At 62.6% G+C, this 19,709-nt stretch carries 13 protein-coding genes; 1 reads left to right on the top strand and 12 read right to left on the bottom strand.

Features of this window, described 5'->3' with window-relative positions; translation table 11 throughout:
* Positions 1–22: 22 nt before the first annotated feature.
* The 12 genes from recD to rppH form a co-directional block, all read right to left on the bottom strand.
* Positions 23–1,861: an exodeoxyribonuclease V subunit alpha gene (recD, locus tag MHZ97_RS15190; RefSeq protein ID WP_103795214.1), complete on the bottom strand. Its 1,839-nt coding sequence runs from the start codon at positions 1,859–1,861 to the stop codon at positions 23–25.
* Positions 1,858–5,394 (bottom strand): exodeoxyribonuclease V subunit beta, encoded by a 3,537-nt coding sequence (gene recB, locus MHZ97_RS15185; protein WP_239314857.1) that lies wholly within the window; start codon positions 5,392–5,394, stop codon positions 1,858–1,860. The genes recD and recB overlap by 4 nt, the downstream gene beginning before the upstream one ends.
* Positions 5,391–8,282 carry a pitrilysin gene (gene ptrA / locus MHZ97_RS15180; protein ID WP_239314856.1) on the bottom strand — a complete coding sequence of 964 codons (2,892 nt, stop codon included), beginning with the start codon at positions 8,280–8,282 and terminating at the stop codon, positions 5,391–5,393. Before ptrA ends, recB begins: the two co-directional genes overlap by 4 nt.
* Before the next feature lie 117 nt (positions 8,283–8,399).
* Entirely contained in the window at positions 8,400–11,777 is a 3,378-nt protein-coding gene (gene recC, locus MHZ97_RS15175) for an exodeoxyribonuclease V subunit gamma (RefSeq protein ID WP_103795217.1), read from the bottom strand.
* 102 nt (positions 11,778–11,879) lie between these two features.
* A complete protein-coding gene (locus MHZ97_RS15170) occupies positions 11,880–12,077 on the bottom strand; it encodes a prepilin-type N-terminal cleavage/methylation domain-containing protein (RefSeq protein ID WP_255729595.1) in 198 nt (65 codons plus the stop codon).
* A gap of 88 nt (positions 12,078–12,165) precedes the next feature.
* Positions 12,166–12,561, bottom strand: a complete 396-nt coding sequence (locus MHZ97_RS15165) for a DUF2509 family protein (RefSeq protein ID WP_103795219.1) — start codon at positions 12,559–12,561, stop codon at positions 12,166–12,168.
* Entirely contained in the window at positions 12,558–13,085 is a 528-nt protein-coding gene (locus tag MHZ97_RS15160) for a prepilin peptidase-dependent protein (protein WP_239314876.1), read from the bottom strand. Before MHZ97_RS15160 ends, MHZ97_RS15165 begins: the two co-directional genes overlap by 4 nt.
* Entirely contained in the window at positions 13,082–13,552 is a 471-nt protein-coding gene (locus tag MHZ97_RS15155; protein WP_239314855.1) for a prepilin peptidase-dependent protein, read from the bottom strand. The genes MHZ97_RS15160 and MHZ97_RS15155 overlap by 4 nt, the downstream gene beginning before the upstream one ends.
* Positions 13,553–13,739: 187 nt before the next feature.
* Entirely contained in the window at positions 13,740–14,534 is a 795-nt protein-coding gene (gene thyA / locus MHZ97_RS15150) for a thymidylate synthase (RefSeq protein ID WP_103795222.1), read from the bottom strand.
* On the bottom strand, positions 14,531–15,412 hold the full coding sequence (gene lgt, locus MHZ97_RS15145; RefSeq protein WP_103795277.1) for a prolipoprotein diacylglyceryl transferase: 882 nt from the start codon (positions 15,410–15,412) through the stop codon (positions 14,531–14,533). The genes thyA and lgt overlap by 4 nt, the downstream gene beginning before the upstream one ends.
* 119 nt (positions 15,413–15,531) lie before the next feature.
* Complete coding sequence (gene ptsP, locus MHZ97_RS15140) at positions 15,532–17,778, bottom strand: phosphoenolpyruvate--protein phosphotransferase (RefSeq protein ID WP_103795223.1); 2,247 nt, start codon at positions 17,776–17,778, stop codon at positions 15,532–15,534.
* An 11-nt stretch (positions 17,779–17,789) separates the two neighbouring features.
* Positions 17,790–18,320, bottom strand: coding sequence for an RNA pyrophosphohydrolase (rppH, locus tag MHZ97_RS15135; RefSeq protein WP_033752842.1), 531 nt, complete (start codon positions 18,318–18,320; stop codon positions 17,790–17,792).
* A gap of 686 nt (positions 18,321–19,006) precedes the next feature.
* Between rppH and mutH the strand changes: the two genes are divergently transcribed.
* Entirely contained in the window at positions 19,007–19,684 is a 678-nt protein-coding gene (gene mutH / locus MHZ97_RS15130) for a DNA mismatch repair endonuclease MutH (protein WP_239314854.1), read from the top strand.
* Positions 19,685–19,709: the final 25 nt, after the last annotated feature.

The raw sequence follows: 19,709 nt of genomic DNA, 5'->3' as shown, positions 1-19,709 counted from the left end.
GCCTTCGCTCCTGATGTGCCCTTTATACCAGACTTAGCCTTTCCACCAGCCCGCTGCGGCGCTGGGTTTGCAGCTGCACCGCACGCTGAAACACTGCCGGTTCGCTGTAGAGCGTCAGCCGCTTGCGCGCGCGGGTAATGGCGGTATAGACCAGCTCGCGCGTCAGCACCGGCGAGAACTGGGCCGGCATGACCAGCGCGGTATGCTCAAACTCCGATCCCTGCGACTTATGCACCGTCATCGCCCAGGCGGTGTCGTGCGGCGGCAGGCGACTCGGCTGCACCGCCTTCACCGATCCGTCCGGCAGCGGGAAAAAGACCTTCAGCTGATTCTCTGCATCGCGCAGGGTAATGCCGATATCGCCGTTAAACAGCCCCAGCGCGCTGTCGTTGCGCGTTACCATGACCGGCCGCCCCGCATACCAGCGGCTGCCGATCGCCGGACGCCGGATACGCTGCAGCTGCACCAGACGCTGCTCGATGCGCTGGTTCAGCCCCTGCACGCCAAACGGCCCGTCGCGCAGGGCGCAAAGCAGCTGGTAGCGGCTAAAGGCCAGCAGAATCTCCTCTACCGGCGCGCGCGACTGCACTAACTTCAGGAAAGGCTGGTAACCCTCCGCCACCGCGTCAAGCATCGCCTGATAGGCTTCGCCGCTCTGCAGCGCCTGAAAATCGATATCCTCAAAGGCGGCGCTAAATACCGACTCAACGGCGCGCGCGTCGCCGAGATTGACCGCCCGCGCCAGCTGCCCGATGCCCGACGTCGCATCAAAGCGGTAGCTTTTACGCAGCAGACAGATGCTGTCGCGCACGTCGGGCGCGCCCGCGTCATCCGCGCCGTCGAGCGCGCACTGCGTCAGCGCCGCCAGCTGCTGCGCGCGCGACAGGCTGTAGCCCGTTTCCGCGCAGCGGCAGATGTCGCCCAGCACGGCGCCCGCTTCCACCGACGCCAGCTGATCGCGATCGCCGAGGAAAATCACGCGCGCGTGATCGGGCAGTGCGGCAATCAGCTTTGCCATCATCGAAAGATCGACCATAGAGGCTTCATCCACCACCAGCACGTCGAGGTGAAGCCGGTTGGCGGCGTGATAGCGCAGCCGCTGCGTATCGGGCTGGGCGCCCAGCAGACGGTGCAGCGTTGTCGCTTCGCTGGGAAAGCGCGCCCGCTCTTCGTCGCTGACCGACAGCGCCTGCAGCGCCTGACCGAGAGATTCGGTCAGGCGCGCCGCCGCTTTGCCGGTCGGCGCTGCCAGCTGAATACGCAGGTTGCTGCCGCTCAGGCGGATCATCGCCGCCAGCAGCTTTGCCACGGTAGTGGTTTTGCCAGTGCCGGGGCCGCCGGAAATCACGGCGGTTTTACGCGTCAGCGCCACGGCGGCGGCGATTTTTTGCCAGTCATCGGGCCGATCGCCAAACAGCGCGCTCAGCACGTTCTGCGCGGCAGCGATATCCATCTCCGCCATCTCTGCCTGCCGGGTGAAAAAGTGCGCCACCCGGCCTTCGCTCTGCCACAGGCGATGCAGATAGAGACGCTCATGATTGAGCACCAGCGGCGTGGCGATGCCGCCGTCGCTCAGCGCTGGCCAGCCCGCCAGCGCCGTTTTCCAGCACTGTGGCGCGCCCGCTGCGCGCCACAGCGCCTTAGCCAGTTCGGGATGGCGTCCGGCGAAAAGCGCCTCGGGGGTCAGCTGCGCCAGCGGCAGGCAGACGTGACCGTCCCCCGCTTCGGCGCTGACGCAGGCGGCCGCCAGCAGCCAGGCGGGCTGCGAGGCGTCGGCCAGCAGCCGCGCAAACTGAAGATCAAGCGACCGCAGCAGACGCTTCTCTACCGCCTGATCGAGCAGTGACACTATGTCCGTCATACTTCTTCCTCTTTCGGGCGACGAAACAGCGCGTCCAGTCCGGCAACGAAGGAGGCCGTTGGCCGCGCGGTAAAGATGCCGTTTTGCGGCGAACTGCCGTCGACGCCGCGCAAAAACAGATAAAACACGCCGCCAAAGTGGCGCTCATAGTCGTAGTCGGGCAGGCGATGCTGCAGATAACGGTGCAGCGCCAGCGTATAGAGCTGGTACTGCAAATCGTAGCGATGATCCACCATCGCCTGCGCCATCGCTTCCGGGGTATAGGCCGCTTCGCTCTCCCCCAGCCAGTTGGATTTGTAATCCAGCAGATAATATTGACCGTTCCAGCGAAACACCAGATCGATAAAGCCTTTCAGCATACCCTGTACCTGATGGAACTCCAGCCGGGGGGCGCGCGCAGACAGCGCATCGTGCTGCCGCATCAGCGCATCGAGCTGCGGGGCGTTCAGCATGCGCTCCAGCGGCAGATAAAAGGCCATCTCCACCAGCCGGTCCCGGTTGTTCAGCGCCCCCAGCGTCAGGCCGTCGCGGTTAAGCGGCGTATGCAGCACGCGCGCGATCCAGGCCTCCAGCACCGGTAGCCAGTGGGGCGGATAGCCGTTCTGTTCCAGCTGCGTTTCCAGCAGCGCCCTGTCCGGCGGACGGGTAAAATCGATAGATTCAAACAGGCCGTGCAGAAAGGTGCCCGGCGCCGCGCCGCGCGGGAAGTGATGCGGCGTCAGCGCGCTTTCTGCCTCGCCGCCCTCTTCGCCCGCTGCGTCGATATCGAACGTCGGCATCGCCTCCAGCAGCGGCGAACTGCTGTGCTGCTGAAGCCCGGAATAGCTGGTGACGCGCCAGGCGTCGCGCAGGTCGCGCGTTACCTGACGGCTGCTGAGCGCATCGTCGGGCTGCGCCTGTTCACGCCAGTTTTCGCCGGGGATCAGATCGTCGCACAGCACTTCGGTATCCGCATCCGCCAGCGTCGCCAGGCAGGCGCGCAGGCGGTCGGCGTCGCCGCTCTCGCCCTGCTGCACCAGATAGCCCAGCGCGCTTTTGTGGAGATCGCTGTCGCCCTCTTTTTTGCGCGCGCCTTTAAACAGCGGCGCAATGCCGACGCTGCAGTGAAACACCGAGCGGGTTAAGGCGACGTAGAGCAGGCGCAGATCTTCCGCCAGACGCTCCTGCTCCGCCAGCGCCAGACTCTGCTCGTCGCCCTGCACGTCGAGCAGCGTGGCAAAGCTCTCACGATCGTGATAGAGCGCGCTGGCCGCTTCGCGAAAGCCCGCGGCGAAAGGCAGCCACACCAGCGGATACTGCAATCCTTTGGATTTGTGGATAGTGACGATCTGCACCAGATGGCGGTCGCTCTCCAGCCGCAGCTGCTGCTCCGCCGACTGGCTGTTGGGCCGGGCGATCTGCTGGGCGAGAAAGCGCACCAGCGCATGCGGGCTGTCGAGGTGGGTCGACGCCTCCTGCAGCAGCTCGCCCAGGTGCATCAGGTCGGTAAGCCTGCGTTCGCCGTTCTCCGACGCCAGCATATTTTCCGCCAGCTGCCGCTGGTTCATCACGTCGCGCAGCATCGGCAATACGCCGCGCTGGTGCCAGAGCTGCTGCCAGCCGGCAAACTGCTCGACCAGCGCATCCCATTCGCGCTCGTTCTGGCTCAGCCTGTCCAGCGAGGCGGCGTCGATGGCAAAGATCGAGGTCGCCAGGGCGCTGCGCAGCAGACGCTCCTGCTCCGGTGCCTGTACCGCCTGCAGCAGCCACAGCAGCTCGCGCGCCTCGGGCGTGGTGTAGACGCTGTCGCGGTTAGAGAGATAGACCGACGGAATCGACAGCCCGTTCAGCGCGTCGCGGATCAGGCCCGCCTCGTTACGGCTGCGCACTAGCACGGTAATATCGGACGCCTGCACCGGCCGCAGATCGTCGCCCTTGCCCAGCAGCGCACGTCCCTGCTGCCCGGCGACCAGCCAGCGGCTGATATCGGCGGCGCACTGCTGCGCCATAAACTGCTGATAGTCGCTGACGCCGACGCCGTCGCCCGGCTGCAGCCAGAAGCGCAGCGCCGCCTGCGGCTGCGCATCTTTCAGCAGCGTCAGCGGCTGGTTCGGCCCGGCGGGATGAACCGGCTGAAACGGGATCGCCTCGAAGAGAAACGGTGACGCCATGCGGGCGAAAAGGCGATTAACGCTCTGCACCATGCCCGGCGACGATCGCCAGTTGGTATCCAGCGTGTAGTGCGCGCTGACCTCGCTGCGGGCGCGCAGATAGGTAAAGATATCGGCGCCGCGGAAGGCGTAGATCGCCTGTTTGGGGTCGCCGATCAGCAGCAGTGCCAGCTCGGGCTGATGAAGATAGAGCGTGCGGAAAATACGATACTGCTGCGGATCGGTATCCTGAAATTCGTCGATCAGCGCCACCGGATAACGGGCGCGAATGGTCTCGGCCAGCAGCGCGCCGCCCGGCTGCTGCAGCGCCTCGTCGAGGCGGCTCAGCAGATCGTCGAAGCCAAGCAGCGCGCGCAGGCGCTTCTCTTTACGCACAGCGTCGCGCACCTCTACCAGCGCGCGGGCGATCACCAGATCGCGCAGCGACAGCGGCTCGGCGAGAAACGCCTCTACCGCCTGGAACAGTGGATGCTGCGGCGGCTCGCCTTTTTTGGTCTTCTCCACCAGCACGCGCTGGGCGAAACGCTCCAGCTCTTTCGGGAAGAGATAGTCGGTGGTTTCGCTGTTGGCCCACTGGGTGATTTTTGCCACCCAGAGCGGCAGATATTTACTGCTGTAGCTGCGTTTATCCACCCCGGACTGGCTGATAATGCCTTCTACTTCGTCGCTTACCGCCTGCCACTGCCGCTTCATTTCGCTGATGCGCGCCAGGTTGGCGGCGTGGCGCGTCGCCAGGGTTTCGTCATCGGCAGGCGGACGTTTCAGCCGCGGCGACTCGCCCTGCAGCCAGGGCCGCAGCGTCAGCAGCAGGCTCTCCGGGCCGTTCCACTCCGCGACGATGGCACGCGCCACCTCCAGCGTTAGCGGGTAGCAGTGGCGTCGCCAGAAGTCCGCCGTCGCCTGCTTAAACAGCGCCGCCTCATCCTCTATCAGCTCCTGCTCAAACAGCATGCCGGACTCAAAGGCGTTCAGGTTAAGCATGCGCTGGCAGAAGCCGTGAATGGTAAATATCGCCGCTTCATCCATCTGACGCTCCGCCGCCAGCAGCAGCGAAGCGGCCTGCGCAAGATCGTTAATCTGCTCCAGCAGCTGCGCCAGCATCGGATTGTTGCTGGCGCCGCGCACGCAGGCCAGGCGCAGCTCGTGAATATTTTCGCGGATGCGCCCGCGCAGTTCAGCGGTGGCGGCCTCGGTAAAGGTCACCACCAGTATCTCTTCCACCGACAGCGGACGGCTGTAGCTGTTTTCGCCGCCCAACCCCAACAGCAGGCGCAGATAGAGCACGCCGATGGTAAAGGTTTTGCCGGTGCCCGCCGAAGCCTCGATCAGACGCTCGCCGCGCAGCGGCAGCGTCAACGGATTCAGCGATTCAGGGTAACTCATTGCGTCTCACTCTTAACCGGTAGCGACTGCTGCAGTTTCGCTACCTCATTCCAGGTTTTCCAGCCAGGCAGCCGCGCAAAGGCGACGCTTTCCGCGCTGTTGCCGGCAATTTGTGACGTCATCGCCATGCCCTCTTTCTGCAGCACGGCGCGATGGAAGAAGTCCGCCAGCGCGCCCGGCGTCAGCTGCTGGAGCTGCGCAATCACCTTCTGCCGCGTATCGAAGGCGTAGTTCTGGCGATCGAAGTCGCGGCTATAGCGCGACGCCTCTTCATCGAGGGTCTGCGGCCGCTGATTCAGCTGATTAATCATCGCCTGCTGATACTGCGCGAAGTCGCTCTGCGGCATGGCGCGCAGCCGCTTTTCTGCCTGCGGGTAGAAGGCCTGATAGCGCTGCAGCAGATAAGCGGGCTGCTTGCTGTTGCTCTGCAGCAGGAAGCCGATGCCCCACTGGCGGCCGATCGGCATCTGGAATGCGAAGACCGCATAGCCCAGTTGCTCTTCGGTGCGCAGCTGGTTGTAGAACCAGGGCTGCACGATCTGGCTCAGCATCGAACTGCTCGCCATGCTCTGATATTCGCCGTAGCCGAGCGGCACATAGAGCGCCGCCAGCGCCGAATCGGTGCTGCTGCCCGCTTTTTGCAGGTTAGCTTTCACCGGCTTAGCAAAAGAGACGTAGCTGTTGCGCCAGTGCTGCGTGCCCTGCGTCTGCATCTGCTGCTTCAGCTCGCGGCCCAGCTGGGTCACGCTGTCGGCGCTGAGGTTGCCTACCGCCAGCAGTTCAGGGGTCGCATGATGGATCAGATTGTCGCGATACGCCACTACCTCATCAAGCGCGATCGCCTTGACCAGCGCGCGGCGCGTCTCACGCTGCGTATAGGGCAGCTGCGACAGCATCTGCATCGGCTGGATCGCCAGCTCGAACGCCTTGCCCTTATCCGCCGCGTCCAGCTGATCCAGATACCAGGATTTCGCCTGCTCCAGCTGCTGCGGTGTCGGCCGGAAGGCGGCGTAGCCTTCTACCAGCTTTTTCAGCAGCGTTGGCAGCCGCTGGGTAAAGCCGCTGGCGCTGAATACCAGCCCGTCATTTTCGCTGGTGGAGAAGCTGATGCCGCCCACCGAGGCCTGCGAGTTAAGCTCATCCAGCGCCAGGCTGGAGAGATAGTCGTTCAGGCCAAACAGCACCTGCTGACGCGCGTCGCTGATGGCGTGCGGGTTGCGCAGCGCCAGCATCACCGAGGCTTTCGGCTCTCTGGCGTAAAAACGGCTCGGCATCCAGTAGATCGGCATGCCGAAGTCGTTGGGCAGTGAGACCGGATGGGCATAGCTTTTACCATCCTGCGGGATCAGGGTGAAGTCGTCAGGAATATAGGGGTTCAGCGTCGGCATCGAGAGGTGGATCTGGCTGGCGCGCTGACGCCACTCTGCAAAGGTCTGCTCGCTGATGCGATCGACCTGATAGGGCGCATTAACGAAGTAGGCCTCTTTGTTGTGCGGCTCCTGCGGGCTGATATACCAGATGCGCGCCTTCTGCGGCGTCATCTCATCGAGGCGCGCGTTGATGGCGGCGGCGTCATAGTCATCGGCCAGGTAAGGCGCATCCAGCGTATGCTCCACCGGCACGCGCAGCATGGTGTCCGCCAGCCATTCAATGTAATCCATATCGCGCGTCAGCGAGGGATAGCGAAAATCGAGCGCCAGGACGTGAGAGACCTCGTCAAAGTAGCGCTTGTCGATACCCTGCTCGCGCAGCATGGCGATATAGCTAAAAATCGCCGCCACCACTTCGTCGCGCTGCGCCAGACCTTTATCGGTGAGCGAGGCGGTAATGGCGAAGACACCGCTGCTGCGTTCGCTCATCGGATCGGCGCCGGCATTGACGCCGTCGGCCAGCCCGCGCTTCTGCAGCCAGTCGGCCAAGGTATTTTTGCTGCGGTTGCCGATCAGATAACCGATCAGCGTATCGGTCTTGCTGCGAAAGCGGTCGCTGTTATTGGCGATGCGAAACTCAATTTTTAGCTGCTTGCGCGGCTGCGCCGGCACGTAGTGGATCACGATGCCCTGCTGCGCCTCGGTCACAACGGGCACGTCGATAGCGGGCACCGTGGCGTCGTGGCTGGCGATGCGGCCAAAGGTGTTGGCGGCGATCTGCGCCATCTCCGGCAGCGGTTTATTGCTGTAGAGCACCGCCTTCATCAGGTTGGCGGAGTAGTGGGTGTGATAAAACGCCGACAGCGCGTCGAGCAGTTTGCTGTCCGGCTTATCCTTCAGCGTGTCGAGGTTGCCGCCGGAAAAGCGCGAGCCGGGGTGCGCCGGATTAAGCGTCTCTGCGCCGACCTGTGCCATACGCAGGCCGTCGCGCGAGCGCGCCATCGTCAGCTCGGCATTTACGGCGTTGCGTTCGCGATCGGCGTTGACCGGATCGAGCAGCGGCGCGGCCAGCGCATCCGCCATGCGGTCCACCGCTGGCTCCAGCGCGTCGTTTTCCACCTCAAGGTAGAACGCGGTGCGGTAGGAAGCGGTGCTGGCGTTGTGGCTGCCGCCGTGCTTTTTCAGAAACTCCGCCAGGTTATCCGGCTGCGGATAGCGCTGCGACCCCATCAGCACCATATGCTCGAGGAAGTGCGCCAGCCCGAGCTGCCGATCGGGATCGTCCAGCGAGCCGATGGGCAGGGTAAGCGCCGCCAGCGACTTCGGCGCCTGCGCGTCGGAGACCAGCAGCACCACCAGCCCGTTGTCGAGCCGGACGGCCTGATACTGGCGCGGATCGTTGTCGCTTTTGCGAATGGTTTCATTGACCGCCGTCCAGCCCGTCGCGGCCTGCGCCTGCCCGGCGCAGGCCGTCAGGCTCAACATCAGCGCCGCTATCCAGCGAGCGTATCTACGCATGTAAACCCCTTCTGTTACCCTTGAAACTGCGCTGTCAGGCAGGCGCAGCCGAAAATGGTTCAAACTGACGTACCTTGTTATCGGGCGTCGACGCGTCAGCGCTCGTCGCACCGCTTGCTATTCATCATCCAGGTGGGCCTGCAGCACCGGCAGATACCAGCGCTGCGCGGCCTCGGTGATCTGCGTAAGCTGCGCCTCGTTCAAGACGCGGCATAGCCGCTGCAGGTAGGGATCGCCGCCCTCGCCCTCCAGCTGATAGCCACCGGTCCAGGCCTGCAGCAGGCGATTGCGCGCCTTGATCTGGGTCGCCTCGTCCAGCAGCAGCTGCCGCGTTTTTTTATCGTAACTCGCCGTCAGCCAGGCGCCGCCGCTCTTGTTGAGCAGCAGCAGCGGCTGCGACATGCCTTGCTTATAGCCCTGCATATAGTGCGTCAGCATCGCCTGCGCCTCTGACTGCGCCACCGCCGCAAAGCGCCAGCGGCTCTTTTCCCGGCCCATCATGCGGCTTTCGCCGTCGCCGCCCAGTGCGCAGTAGATAAGATGCTCCAGCCAGAGCAGCAGCCCATCGTTCATGTTCAGCACGCCAGGACGCCAGCGCAGCAGGCCGTCGCGCTGAACCTGCGTCAGCCAGCCGGTCAGCGTGACGCCGTCGAGCGGCAGACTCACCTCCCAGCTTTCGCCTTCGCTGCGCTGCTCAACCACCGCCGCCGCGACCTCCTGCATCTCTTCCTGCTGCGCCTGCCAGAACAGCTCGCCGAAGGCCCCGTAAGGCAGGTTGCCCGCCGCGCGATGCAGGGCGTAAAGACGCTGCGTGTCCTCCCCCTCCACCAGCGCGTTCAGCAGCTCGGCGTTGATCTGGTAACGTTCCAGACTATCGAGCGCGAAAGGCTCGTTGTCCGACAGCTCCGTCTCTTCCAGCCAGAAGGCGACGCCGAGCCGCTGGTGAAACCAGGCGCGTACCGGATGCCGCCAGAAGCGCAGGAACTGTTCGCAGGAGACCGATTCCATCTCCGGCAGCGGCAGCGGCTGCACAAAGTCGGGCTGCGCCTCGCCTTTTCCCTGCGCGGCGGGCAGCCACTCGCGCGCAAAGCTGTGACAGCGCGACTGCGGCTGAAAATTTTCGGCAGCGAAGGGCATACGGCTGTGTAGATGCTGAATATGCCGCTGCACGCGCTGCGCGCTCTCGTCCAGCTCTTTCGCCTCGTCGCCGGGCAGGCAGAAGCTCTGGCCGATATAATCCAGCAGCTCTGTGACCAGCACCGAGGGATAGCGTTCCGTATTATCCTGAATGGCGCGACCGATATAGCTGATATAGAGCCGATCCTGCGCCGACAGCAGCGCCTCAAGAAACAGATAGCGGTCGTCGTCGCGTCGGCTGCGATCGCCTTTGCGCGTCTGCTGCTGCATCAGATCGAAGCCCGGCGCCGGCAGCGTACGCGGATAGACGCCGTCGTTCATGCCTAGCAGGCAGACGACGCGGAAGGGAATCGAACGCATCGGCATCAGCGTGCAAAAGTTAATCTGGCCGGCGAGAAAGCGCTGGCTGATACGCTGCTGATCGAGGCGCGCGCGCAGATCGTCGCGCAGCAGCGTCACCGGAATCGCAGCTTCATAACGCGCCGCCTGGCCATATTCGATTAGCTGTTTCCACTGCTCCTCTACCAGCAGCAGCGCCGCTTCCGCTTCGGCGTCGCCGTGGAAGAAGTCGTTGATCATCTCCCGACAGAGCGGCAGCCAGCCCTCCAGCGGCCGCGACTCGCTGAGCCGGGCGCGCCAGTGGTTTAGCCGCATCAGCAGCTCCGCCAGATGGCCAGCCAGCTCGCCGACCAGTCCGCTCGATTCGTCATAGGGCAGAATGCCCTGCCAGTCGCCGTGATGGCTCTCCATCGCATAGCCCAGCAGCATGCGCTCGAGGCCAAAGCGCCAGGTGTGCTGGCCGGTGACCGGCAGCGCCAGCGCTTCGGCGCTGTCGTCGTCCAGCCCCCAGCGCACGCCCGATTCATCCACCCAGCGGCGCAGCAGGCGCAGGCCGCTCTCATCCACCGAAAAACGGTTCGCCAGCGCCGGCACCTCCAGCAGCGCCAGCACATCTTCCGCGGCAAAGCGGCTGTCCGGCAGCGCCAGCAGGCTCAGAAAGGCGAAGATCGCCGGATGCGCCTGGCTGGCGCGGCGATCGGAGATAGAGAACGGCAGATAGCGATCGGCGGGCGCGTTAGCGAAAACCGCCTGAATAAAGGGGGCGTAGCTGTCGATATCGGCCACCATCACGATAATATCGCGCGGCTTGAGGCCAGGATCCGCCTCCATCATCGCCAGCAGATGATCCTGCAGCACTTCCACCTCGCGCTGGGCGCTGTGGCAGATCTGCACGCTGATCGAACGATCGTCAGGATCGAGCGGACGCTTGTTGCCGCTCCAGGCCAGCTCCTCCGCGCTCAGCCCCAGCACCGCGTTATCCTGCAGATTCAGCAGGTCGTGCTGCATAGCGTGCAGCAGATTATCTTCCTCAACCTCGACAAAGGCGTCGACGTCATCCGCCTCGTCCATCTGGCTGAGCAGGAACAGGTTGTCGCGGCCCAGCTTGCCCCAGGAGGCGAGCAGCGGGTTGCTGAGCTGCTGTTCGCCTTCGGCGTTGAAGCGCGCGGGCGCCTCAAGCGGATCGCTGAAGAGATCGCGCGACTCGTCGCTGTCGAGGCGGCGACGCTGGCGGCTCTGCAGCTTCGCCAGGAAGGCGTAATCCTGAATATCGCCCCAGTAATCGCGGCAGGGATTGGTGAACAGCAGATGAATATCGATATGGCGGCCCAGCGCCTGCAGCGCCTGCAGATAGACCGGCGGCAAGGCGGATATACCGCAGATAAAGACGCGCTTCGGCAGGCTGGGCGGCGCCTGCTCGGCCCGCTCCAGCGTCTGAATAAAGCGCGCGTAGAGATTAGCGCGGTGCCATTTCGGCTGTCCCAGCGCATCGGTGTAGGCCACCAGATCGCGCCACAGCGCCGACTGCCACAGCTGCGCGTCGCCCAGCCCCTCTACCAGCTCGCCCTGCTCCCAGCGATTCAGCCAGTCGGCGCGGTAAACCAGATACTGATCGAAGAGATCGGCGACGCGAGAGCAGAGCTGGAACAGCTTGCGCTTGTCGCTGTCGTCGTGCAGGTAGTGGCGCAGCGAAACAAACGCCTCCTCGGTCAGCAGCGCCGGCAGGCGATGCATCAGCTTCCAGCTCATGCTGGCTTTGGTAAAGGCGCTTTCGGCGGGAATATCCGGCAGCACGCGCACGAACATATCCCAGATAAAGGAGGCGGGAAGCGGAAAGTCGATATTGGCGGCGATGCCGAAGGTGTGCGCCAGCTCCATCTGCAGCCACTGCGCCATACCGGGACTCTGCACCAGCACGGTTTCAGCGGCGAAAGGATCGCTGAGGGGGTCATGTTCTATCACCGCTGCCGCGAGAATCTTCAGAACATCGAGCTGGTTTGAGTGATAAACGTGAAACATGGAAACTCCTGTGGTGACACTGTCTGGCGCGGCAAAGCGGCAGACTGGTCACTCTACCGCGTATCGCCTGGGTTGCCCATAGTGCGCGGGCGCTTTTGCCTCTCAGCAGCGTAAACGCGTCAGCGTGGCGTGCGCCTCGTAAGGCCCGCTCACCTCGGCGCGCGCCAGGATGCAGGTGGAGATCGTGCCGCTGCGCTGCAGTGAGGTGCGCCAGCCCGCGACCTCGTGGCCCATCAGACGCTGCGCGGCGACGCGCACCGCAGCGCGCTGCTGCCACTGCTGGCTGAAGCCCTGCGCCAGGACGCGATGATACTGCAGCAGCGCGCTGACGCTGGTCGCCAGCAGCAGCAGCGCAAACAGCGCTTCCGGCAGGCTAAACCCGCGCTGCCTACAGGCAGCGCGCCCCCGCCAGCGGGCAGTAGTCGATCCAGCCGTGCGGCAGCGCTCTGATGCGCGCGCCTTCCAGCGCCACCCAGCGCCACAGCGCCTGTTCGCTCGCCGCCGCGCGGCCTTTAAGTAACGCCCGTTCATCCCCAGCCCTCTGTAAACAGCTTTGCCAGCCCTGTTCCGGCGCCTGCTGGCAGCCCGGCAACGTCGGCCAGCTCAGCGTCAGCCCCCACTGCAGCGCCGACTGCGCCGCCCAGAAATCGCGATAGTGCTGCCGCTCATCCGCCACCAGCGACATCCCCTGCTCCAGCCGTTCCCGGCTGGCGTGCAGCGTCAGGCTGCCTGCCAGCAGGATCGTCAGTACCATGCCCAGCGCGCTGTTGCCTTGCTGATTCACAAATTCTCTCCTTCAACCCAGCTCTCCAGCCTTTCCAGCCAGCGCCCGGCGCGCCCGGCCAGCCGCAGTTTAATCAGCGCGCCCGCGCGTTCGACGCTGAACTGCTCAACGGTGAGAAACGCAGGATCGGTCAGGCGCTCCCAGCCGGTTCCATCGCAGCTATCCACGCCGCGCTGGGTTTCCAGCTGCTTTTGCCGCAGCCGAAATCCGTAGTAATCGCTGTCGCTGTGGGTCACGCCTTCCCATTTGCCGTTGCTGTTGTCGTCCCAGCGCAGCAGCAGGCAGCTGGCGGAGAAGCTCAGCGCCGCCCCGCCGCACTCGCCGTTGCAGTAGCCGGCGCGGCGCACCGCTTTTTCCAGCGTCTGCATCAGCTGCTGCAGATCCTCCTGCAGCTGAACGCGCTGCTGCAGGCGCAGGCTTTCCCCAGTGAGCAGCGGTAAAAATCGTCCCGCGCTCAGCATCAGCACGGCGCTGACGGCCATCGCCACCAGCATCTCCAGCAGGCTGAATCCCGCCATCTTCAGTCGCACCCCTGCTCCTCCGGCTGGCAGAGCCGAATGCGGCCGCGGGCGGAGATAATCAGCCGCAGCCTGCCGCTGGCGTTGCCGAACGCCAGGCTGCCCGCCTTCGCCATATTGCGGCGGCCGTAGAAGCCCGGCTCGCCCTGCAGCGCGGTCAGGCTAATACCGGGATAAGGCGCCACAAACCGCAGCCGTCCGCCGCGCGCGCAGCCGCCGTCGGGTTTCGGGCCGCTGCCCAGACAGCCGCGCTCGCCCGGTATCAGCCAGAGCGCGCGATCCTGGTTCTGCCAGTTGGCCTGGGCGCGCAGCCGCTGTAAAAAGCCCTGCAGCTGTTGCGCCGTCTCGCGCAGCTGCTGTCGCTGCTGCCAGCGCTGCCAGCCCTGCAGCGCGCCGAGGCTGAGGCTGCCGATGATGACCAGCACGATCAGCAGCTCCGGCAGCGTAAAGCCTCTGTCTCTCTCTTTTTCCATGACGCAACTCTGCCGCGCCGCGCGCGCCGCCGCCAGCGGTGCAGAGGGGAGATGCGCGCCGCTTTCCCGCCAAAATGATCGGGTTGCAGGCGGCCACAAAGAGATGCGAAGAGAGGCGCAAAATCAGGATAAAAAAAGCCCCGGCGAGCAGGGCTGCGCCGGGGCCTGATTACCGCAGAGCGAGTCGCTACACCGCGACCGGTGCCTTAATGGCCGGATGCGGATCGTAGCCTTCGATCTCAAAGTCCTCGAAGCGGTAGTCGAAGATCGAGTCGGGCTTGCGCTTAATCACCAGCTTCGGCAGCGCACGCGGCTCGCGCGTCAGCTGCAGGCGCGCCTGCTCCAGATGGTTGCTGTAGAGGTGGGTGTCGCCGCCGGTCCAGACAAAATCCCCCACCTGCAGATCGCACTGCTGCGCCACCATATGCACCAGCAGCGCATAGCTGGCGATATTGAATGGCAGGCCGAGGAAAATATCGCAGGAGCGCTGATAGAGCTGGCAAGAGAGCTTGCCGTCCGCCACGTAGAACTGGAAGAATGCGTGGCACGGCGCCAGCGCCATCTCGTCCAGCTCACCGACGTTCCACGCCGAGACGATAATGCGGCGTGAGTCGGGATCGCGCTTCAGCTGTTCGATAACCTTTGCAATCTGGTCGATCTCTTCGCCGCGCGCATTGCCCCAGCTGCGCCACTGTTTGCCGTAGACCGGGCCGAGGTCGCCGTTTTCATCCGCCCACTCGTCCCAGATAGTGACGTTGTTCTCTTTCAGGTAGCCGATATTGGTCTCTCCTTTCAGGAACCACAGCAGCTCGTGAATGATAGAGCGCAGATGAACTTTTTTCGTGGTCACCAGCGGAAAGCCGTCCTGCAGGTTGAAACGCATCTGGTGGCCGAAAATCGACAGCGTGCCGGTGCCGGTACGGTCAGATTTCGGCGTGCCGTGGTCCAGCACGTATTGCATCAGGTCCAGATACTGTTTCATTTTACCTCTCGAGTCTGTTGCTGCGGGCGACGACGATACGCCCAGATCATCATAATAATGCCGGCCAGAATCATCGGTATGGAGAGGATCTGCCCCATACTGACGCCGCCCTCGAACAGGCCGAGCTGCGCGTCTGGCTGACGGAAGAATTCAACGATAATGCGAAACGCGCCGTAGCCGATAAGGAACAGGCCGGAAACGCTACCCATCGGGCGCGGTTTGCGAATAAACAGGTTCAGAATAATAAACAGCACCACCCCTTCCAGCATCAGCTCATAGAGCTGCGAAGGATGACGCGGCAGCACGCCGTAGGTGTTCAGCAGTTCCTGATAGCGCGGATTATTCACCGCCAGCGCCACATCTTCGCTGCGCGAGCCGGGGAAGAGCATAGCGAATTTAAAGTCAGGCGCGACGCGGCCCCACAGCTCGCCGTTGATAAAGTTACCGAGACGGCCTGCGCCGAGGCCAAACGGGATCAGCGGCGCGATAAAGTCGGAGACCTGGAAAAAGGTGCGTTTGGTGCGGCGCGCAAAGATCAGCATCACCACGATAACGCCAATCAGGCCGCCGTGGAACGACATGCCGCCATCCCAGACTTTAAACAGGTAGAGCGGGTTTTCCAGAAACAGCGGCAGGTTGTAGAAGAGCACGTAGCCGATGCGGCCGCCAAGGAAGACGCCAAGGAAACCGGCGTAGAGCAGGTTTTCAACTTCCTCTTTTTTCCAGCCGCTGCCGGGTTTGTTGGCGCGGCGCACCGCCAGCCACATGGCAAAAATAAAGCCGACGAGGTACATCAGTCCGTACCAGTGCAGCGAAACCGGTCCGACAGAGAAGATCACCGGATCGAACTGCGGAAAAGCGATATAGCCGTTATTCATCATTCACCATTCAATTTTCAGCCCTGAAAAAGGGGCACCAGGCGGATATGTTAAAGGCTGCGCATCATAGCACAGCCTGATTTTTTACAGAGCAGCGTAAATGTAAACGAGGATAACGCCTAGCGCCCGCCGCGGATCAGGCCGCCCAGGCCGCGCCGCTCCATAAAGGCGGCGACCAGATGGCGAACCTCCGTCGCGGTGTCTGCGCTCAGCCCCTGCTCGCTCAGCTTTTGCGTCTCTTCTTTATCCAGATGGCGCAGCAGATATTTTACGCGCGGCACGTTCTTGCCGTTCATGCTGAGATGGTGATAGCCCAGCCCCACCAGCAGCGCAACGCACATCGGATCGCCCGCCATTTCACCACAAAGGCAGAGTTCAAGATTCGCCAGACGGGCTTCGGTGGCAATCGCCTGCAGCGCGCGCAGCATCGCGGGATGCAGCGGATCGTAGAGGTTGGCGACGCGGGTATTGTTGCGATCCACCGCCATCAGATACTGGGTGAGATCGTTGGTGCCGACCGAAACGAAATCGACGCGCGACTGCAGCTGCGGGATCATAAACAGCATCGACGGCACTTCAATCATCACGCCGATGCGCGGTTTAGGGATCGCATAGCCCAGCATCTCCTCCACTTCCCGCCCGGCGCGCTGGATCAGCCGCACCGCGTCGTCGATCTCGTCGATATGGCTGATCATCGGCAGCAGAATGCTGAGGTTGCCGGAGGCGGCGTTGGCGCGCAGCATCGCACGCACCTGCACCAGGAAAATTTCCGGCTGATCGAGCGTCAGGCGGATGCCGCGCCAGCCGAGGCAGGGATTCTCTTCGCTGATCGGCATATAGGGCAGCTGCTTGTCGGCGCCGACGTCGAGCGTGCGCAGGGTGACCGGCTTGTTATGAAACAGCTGCAGCATGCCCTGATACTGCGCCACCTGCTCCTCTTCGGACGGGAAGCCGTTCTGCAGCATAAAGGGAATTTCCGTGCGGTAGAGGCCGATACCGTCCACCCAGTTGTCGAGCGTCTGTTCATGTTCCGGGCTGAGGCCGGCGTTAAGCATCACCTGAATACGCTCGCCGCTTTTCAGCTCGCCCGGCTGATCCACCACCCCTTCCGCCATTTTGCTCAGCGCGTTCTCTTCGCTGATCAGGCGCTGATACTCCTGCACCAGCACCGGCTCGGGATCGATCAGCAGCTCGCCGCGATAGCCGTCGACGATCAGCAGGCGTTTATTTAGCTGCGCGGGCAGGATGTCGGCGCCCATCACCGTGGGGATGCCCATGGCGCGCGTCAGGATCGCGGCGTGCGAGTTAGCCGCGCCGTCGCGCACCACGATGCCCGCCAGCCGCTCGTGCGGCAGCTCCGCCAGCGTGGTGGCGGTAAGCTCGTCGGCCACCAGCACAAAGCGCTCCGGCCAGGCGTTGGTGCCGACCACCGAGTCATCAAGATGAAACAGCAGGCGCTGGCCCAGCACGCGCAGATCGCCCGCGCGCTCGCGCAGATAGCTGTCGCTCAGGCTGGCGAACTGGGCGGCGAATTTCTCAATAACCTTTTTTACCGCCCATTCGGCCACCGATCCCTGCTCGATCTCGTCAAACAGATCCTTTTTCAGGCGGGCGTCGGTTAGCAGGTGGGAGTAGAGATCGAAGATCGCCGCGCTCTCTTTCTGCACGCCGGCGGCAAAACGTTTGCTGAAGCGGCGGAATTCGCTGGCGGCTTCGCTCATCGCCAGCACCAGCCGCTCGCGTTCGCGCTGCACGTCGAGCGTCGAGGCGGCGGAAACCTGATCCAGCAGCGGCTGCGTTTCGTCGACCCAGCCTGGGGCAACGGCGACGCCCGGCGCGGCGGCGATGGCACGCACCCGCGTCTGGCGGAACTGGCCGAAGAGCTGGCCGAGCTGCGACTGCGACAGCAGCGTCGCCATCTGCGTCGCTAGCGTTACCAGGAAGGACTCTTCGCTCTCGTCGAACTGTCGGTGTTCGCGCTGCTGCACCACCAGCACGCCCAGCAGCTGGCGACGGCTGATGATCGGCACGCCGAGAAATGAGCGATAGCGCTCTTCTTTCACGGCAGGAATATATTTAAAGCTGGGGTGGCTTTGCGCATCCGCAAGGTTGATGGGTTCGGCGAGACGCCCCACCAGGCCGACGATCCCTTCATCGAACGCCAGCGTGACGGTGCGCCCGCGCGGCTTTTTCAGGCCGCGCGTGGCCATAAGGTAATAGCAATGGTGATCGTGATCTGCGAGATAAACGGAGCAGACCTCCGTATCCATCGCCAGGCAAATCTCATTGACCAGGATGTCGAGCGCGTCGTTAAGCCGCGGCGCGCCCGCCACCTTTTCTACTATTTCGCGCAACTGAGTGAGCATAAGGGCGTGGCCTATCCTCTTTTCCGTCGATGGGCTGGCGCGCTGCGCTGCTGCCCCGCACTCTCCTGCATCGACATTACCACGCCAGCGAATTCCTTCATTACGCGACGGTAGACGTCACGTTTAAAGGAGACAACCTGACGCACCGGATACCAGAAGCTTACCCAGCGCCAGCCGTCGAACTCCGGCGTGCTGCTGTGTTGCACATTGATATCCGCGTCACTGCTCATCAACTGCAGAAGAAACCACTTTTGTTTCTGGCCGATACACACCGGCTTCGTGTCCCAACGCACCAAACGTTTTGGCAATTTGTAGCGCAACCAGTTACGGGTAGATGCAAGTATTCGAACATCTTTACGGTGTAAACCCACTTCTTCGAACAGTTCGCGATACATCGCCTGTTCGGCGGTTTCACCGGGATTGATGCCTCCCTGAGGAAACTGCCAGGAGTGCTGTCCGAAGCGCCTGGCCCACAACACTTGTCCTTGCCTGTTACAGATTACGATACCAACATTCGGGCGGTAGCCATCATCATCGATCACTGGACTACCTCAAAGCTAAATTTGAATAGCCTGATTGTTTCACACTCCTTACAGGCGGTAAACCACTGGATTAACGGGAAGAACGCGGTGCTCAACCTGGATAACTCACAGTATTGGCCCGAGTTATAAACAATTAAGGCGGCAAAGCGCCGATCTTATTCACGTTTTCTGTGGATAGCTTTGTGCAGAACACGGGAATTAGCTGAATAAACTTTTATGGCCCTGAACCACCCCACAAATGAACAACCTGTTTTTAACCATTTAAAACATGCACTTAAATCACTCTTATTCAGAATTAAAATAGCTGATTTTGCGGTGGACGACGCGAAAGCGTTTTAGCTGGTTAAAGATCAAGCGACGCCGTTTTTATCCACAGACAATGCAGTAAACTTGCTCATCAGCGGATAAAAAAGCGGCTTTTCCGCCGAAGTCAAGGCTGTAAATGGAACCAGTAATGGGGATGAGGTGGGGTTATCCCACCGATCTGTGGATAACTCAGGCGAAGATCCTGTTCATTAATGCCCTCAGTCCGGGATAACCTTGTGCCGTAATGGAAAGTCAGCACCGGGGGCAATTAAAAAAGCGCGGCGAATCATGCTATTATCAACGCTCTTTATCCTGACGCCGCTGTGGGAAAAGTTGCCGGGAAAAAAATTGTCTATTTTTTGACCAGTTGAGTATTCGCTATGTTCCAGCTCCATGATCCGCCCGAAAATGAATCTGTTCTCCTGGCTCGCGCCCATGCGCTGGCGGGCCAGACGCTGGCAGCCTTGGCCGCGCAGGCCGCCTTGCCGATGCCGGCCGATCTGAAACGCGATAAAGGCTGGGTCGGCATGCTGCTGGAGCGCTATCTGGGCGCCAGCGCAGGCAGCAAGGCGGAGCAGGATTTCGCCCATCTCGGTATTGAACTCAAAACCATCCCCATTGACGCCCAGGGCAAACCGCTGGAAACCACCTTTGTCTGCGTGGCGCCGCTCACCGGAAACAGCGGCGTAACCTGGGAGACGAGCCATGTGCGCCACAAGCTGGCGCGCGTGCTCTGGATCCCGGTGGAGGGCGATCGCGCGATCCCGCTCGCACAGCGCCGCGTCGGCGCGCCGCTGCTGTGGAGTCCGAACGAAGAGGAGGATCGCATGCTGCGCCACGACTGGGAGGAGCTGATGGATATGATCGTGCTGGGCCAGGTCGAACGCATCACCGCGCGCCACGGTGCCTGGCTGCAGATCCGGCCGAAAGCCGCCAACAGCCGGGCGCTGACCGAGGGCATCGGCGAACACGGCGAGCCGATTATGACGCTGCCGCGCGGTTTCTACCTGAAAAAGAGCTTCACCGCCCCGCTGCTGGCGCGTCATTTTTTACTGTAAGTTCATTGATGCGGATGCGTATAAT

Origin of the sequence: Pantoea sp. ACRSC, from assembly GCF_022346785.1 — a bacterium.
Lineage (GTDB): Bacteria > Pseudomonadota > Gammaproteobacteria > Enterobacterales > Enterobacteriaceae > Pantoea > Pantoea alvi.
The sequence above is the reverse complement of the archived record's forward strand: the minus strand, read 5'-3'. Positions and strand labels throughout refer to the sequence as shown.

What these genes read in the sequence shown, in the direction of transcription:
- recD (WP_103795214.1), bottom strand. Translation starts at nt 1,861, where the DNA reads ATGACGGACATAGTGTCACTGCTCGATCAGGCGGTAGAGAAGCGTCTG.
- recB (WP_239314857.1), bottom strand. Translation starts at nt 5,394, where the DNA reads ATGAGTTACCCTGAATCGCTGAATCCGTTGACGCTGCCGCTGCGCGGC.
- ptrA (WP_239314856.1), bottom strand. Translation starts at nt 8,282, where the DNA reads ATGCGTAGATACGCTCGCTGGATAGCGGCGCTGATGTTGAGCCTGACG.
- recC (WP_103795217.1), bottom strand. Translation starts at nt 11,777, where the DNA reads ATGTTTCACGTTTATCACTCAAACCAGCTCGATGTTCTGAAGATTCTC.
- MHZ97_RS15155 (WP_239314855.1), bottom strand. Translation starts at nt 13,552, where the DNA reads ATGGAAAAAGAGAGAGACAGAGGCTTTACGCTGCCGGAGCTGCTGATC.
- thyA (WP_103795222.1), bottom strand. Translation starts at nt 14,534, where the DNA reads ATGAAACAGTATCTGGACCTGATGCAATACGTGCTGGACCACGGCACG.
- lgt (WP_103795277.1), bottom strand. Translation starts at nt 15,412, where the DNA reads ATGAATAACGGCTATATCGCTTTTCCGCAGTTCGATCCGGTGATCTTC.
- ptsP (WP_103795223.1), bottom strand. Translation starts at nt 17,778, where the DNA reads ATGCTCACTCAGTTGCGCGAAATAGTAGAAAAGGTGGCGGGCGCGCCG.
- mutH (WP_239314854.1), top strand. Translation starts at nt 19,007, where the DNA reads ATGTTCCAGCTCCATGATCCGCCCGAAAATGAATCTGTTCTCCTGGCT.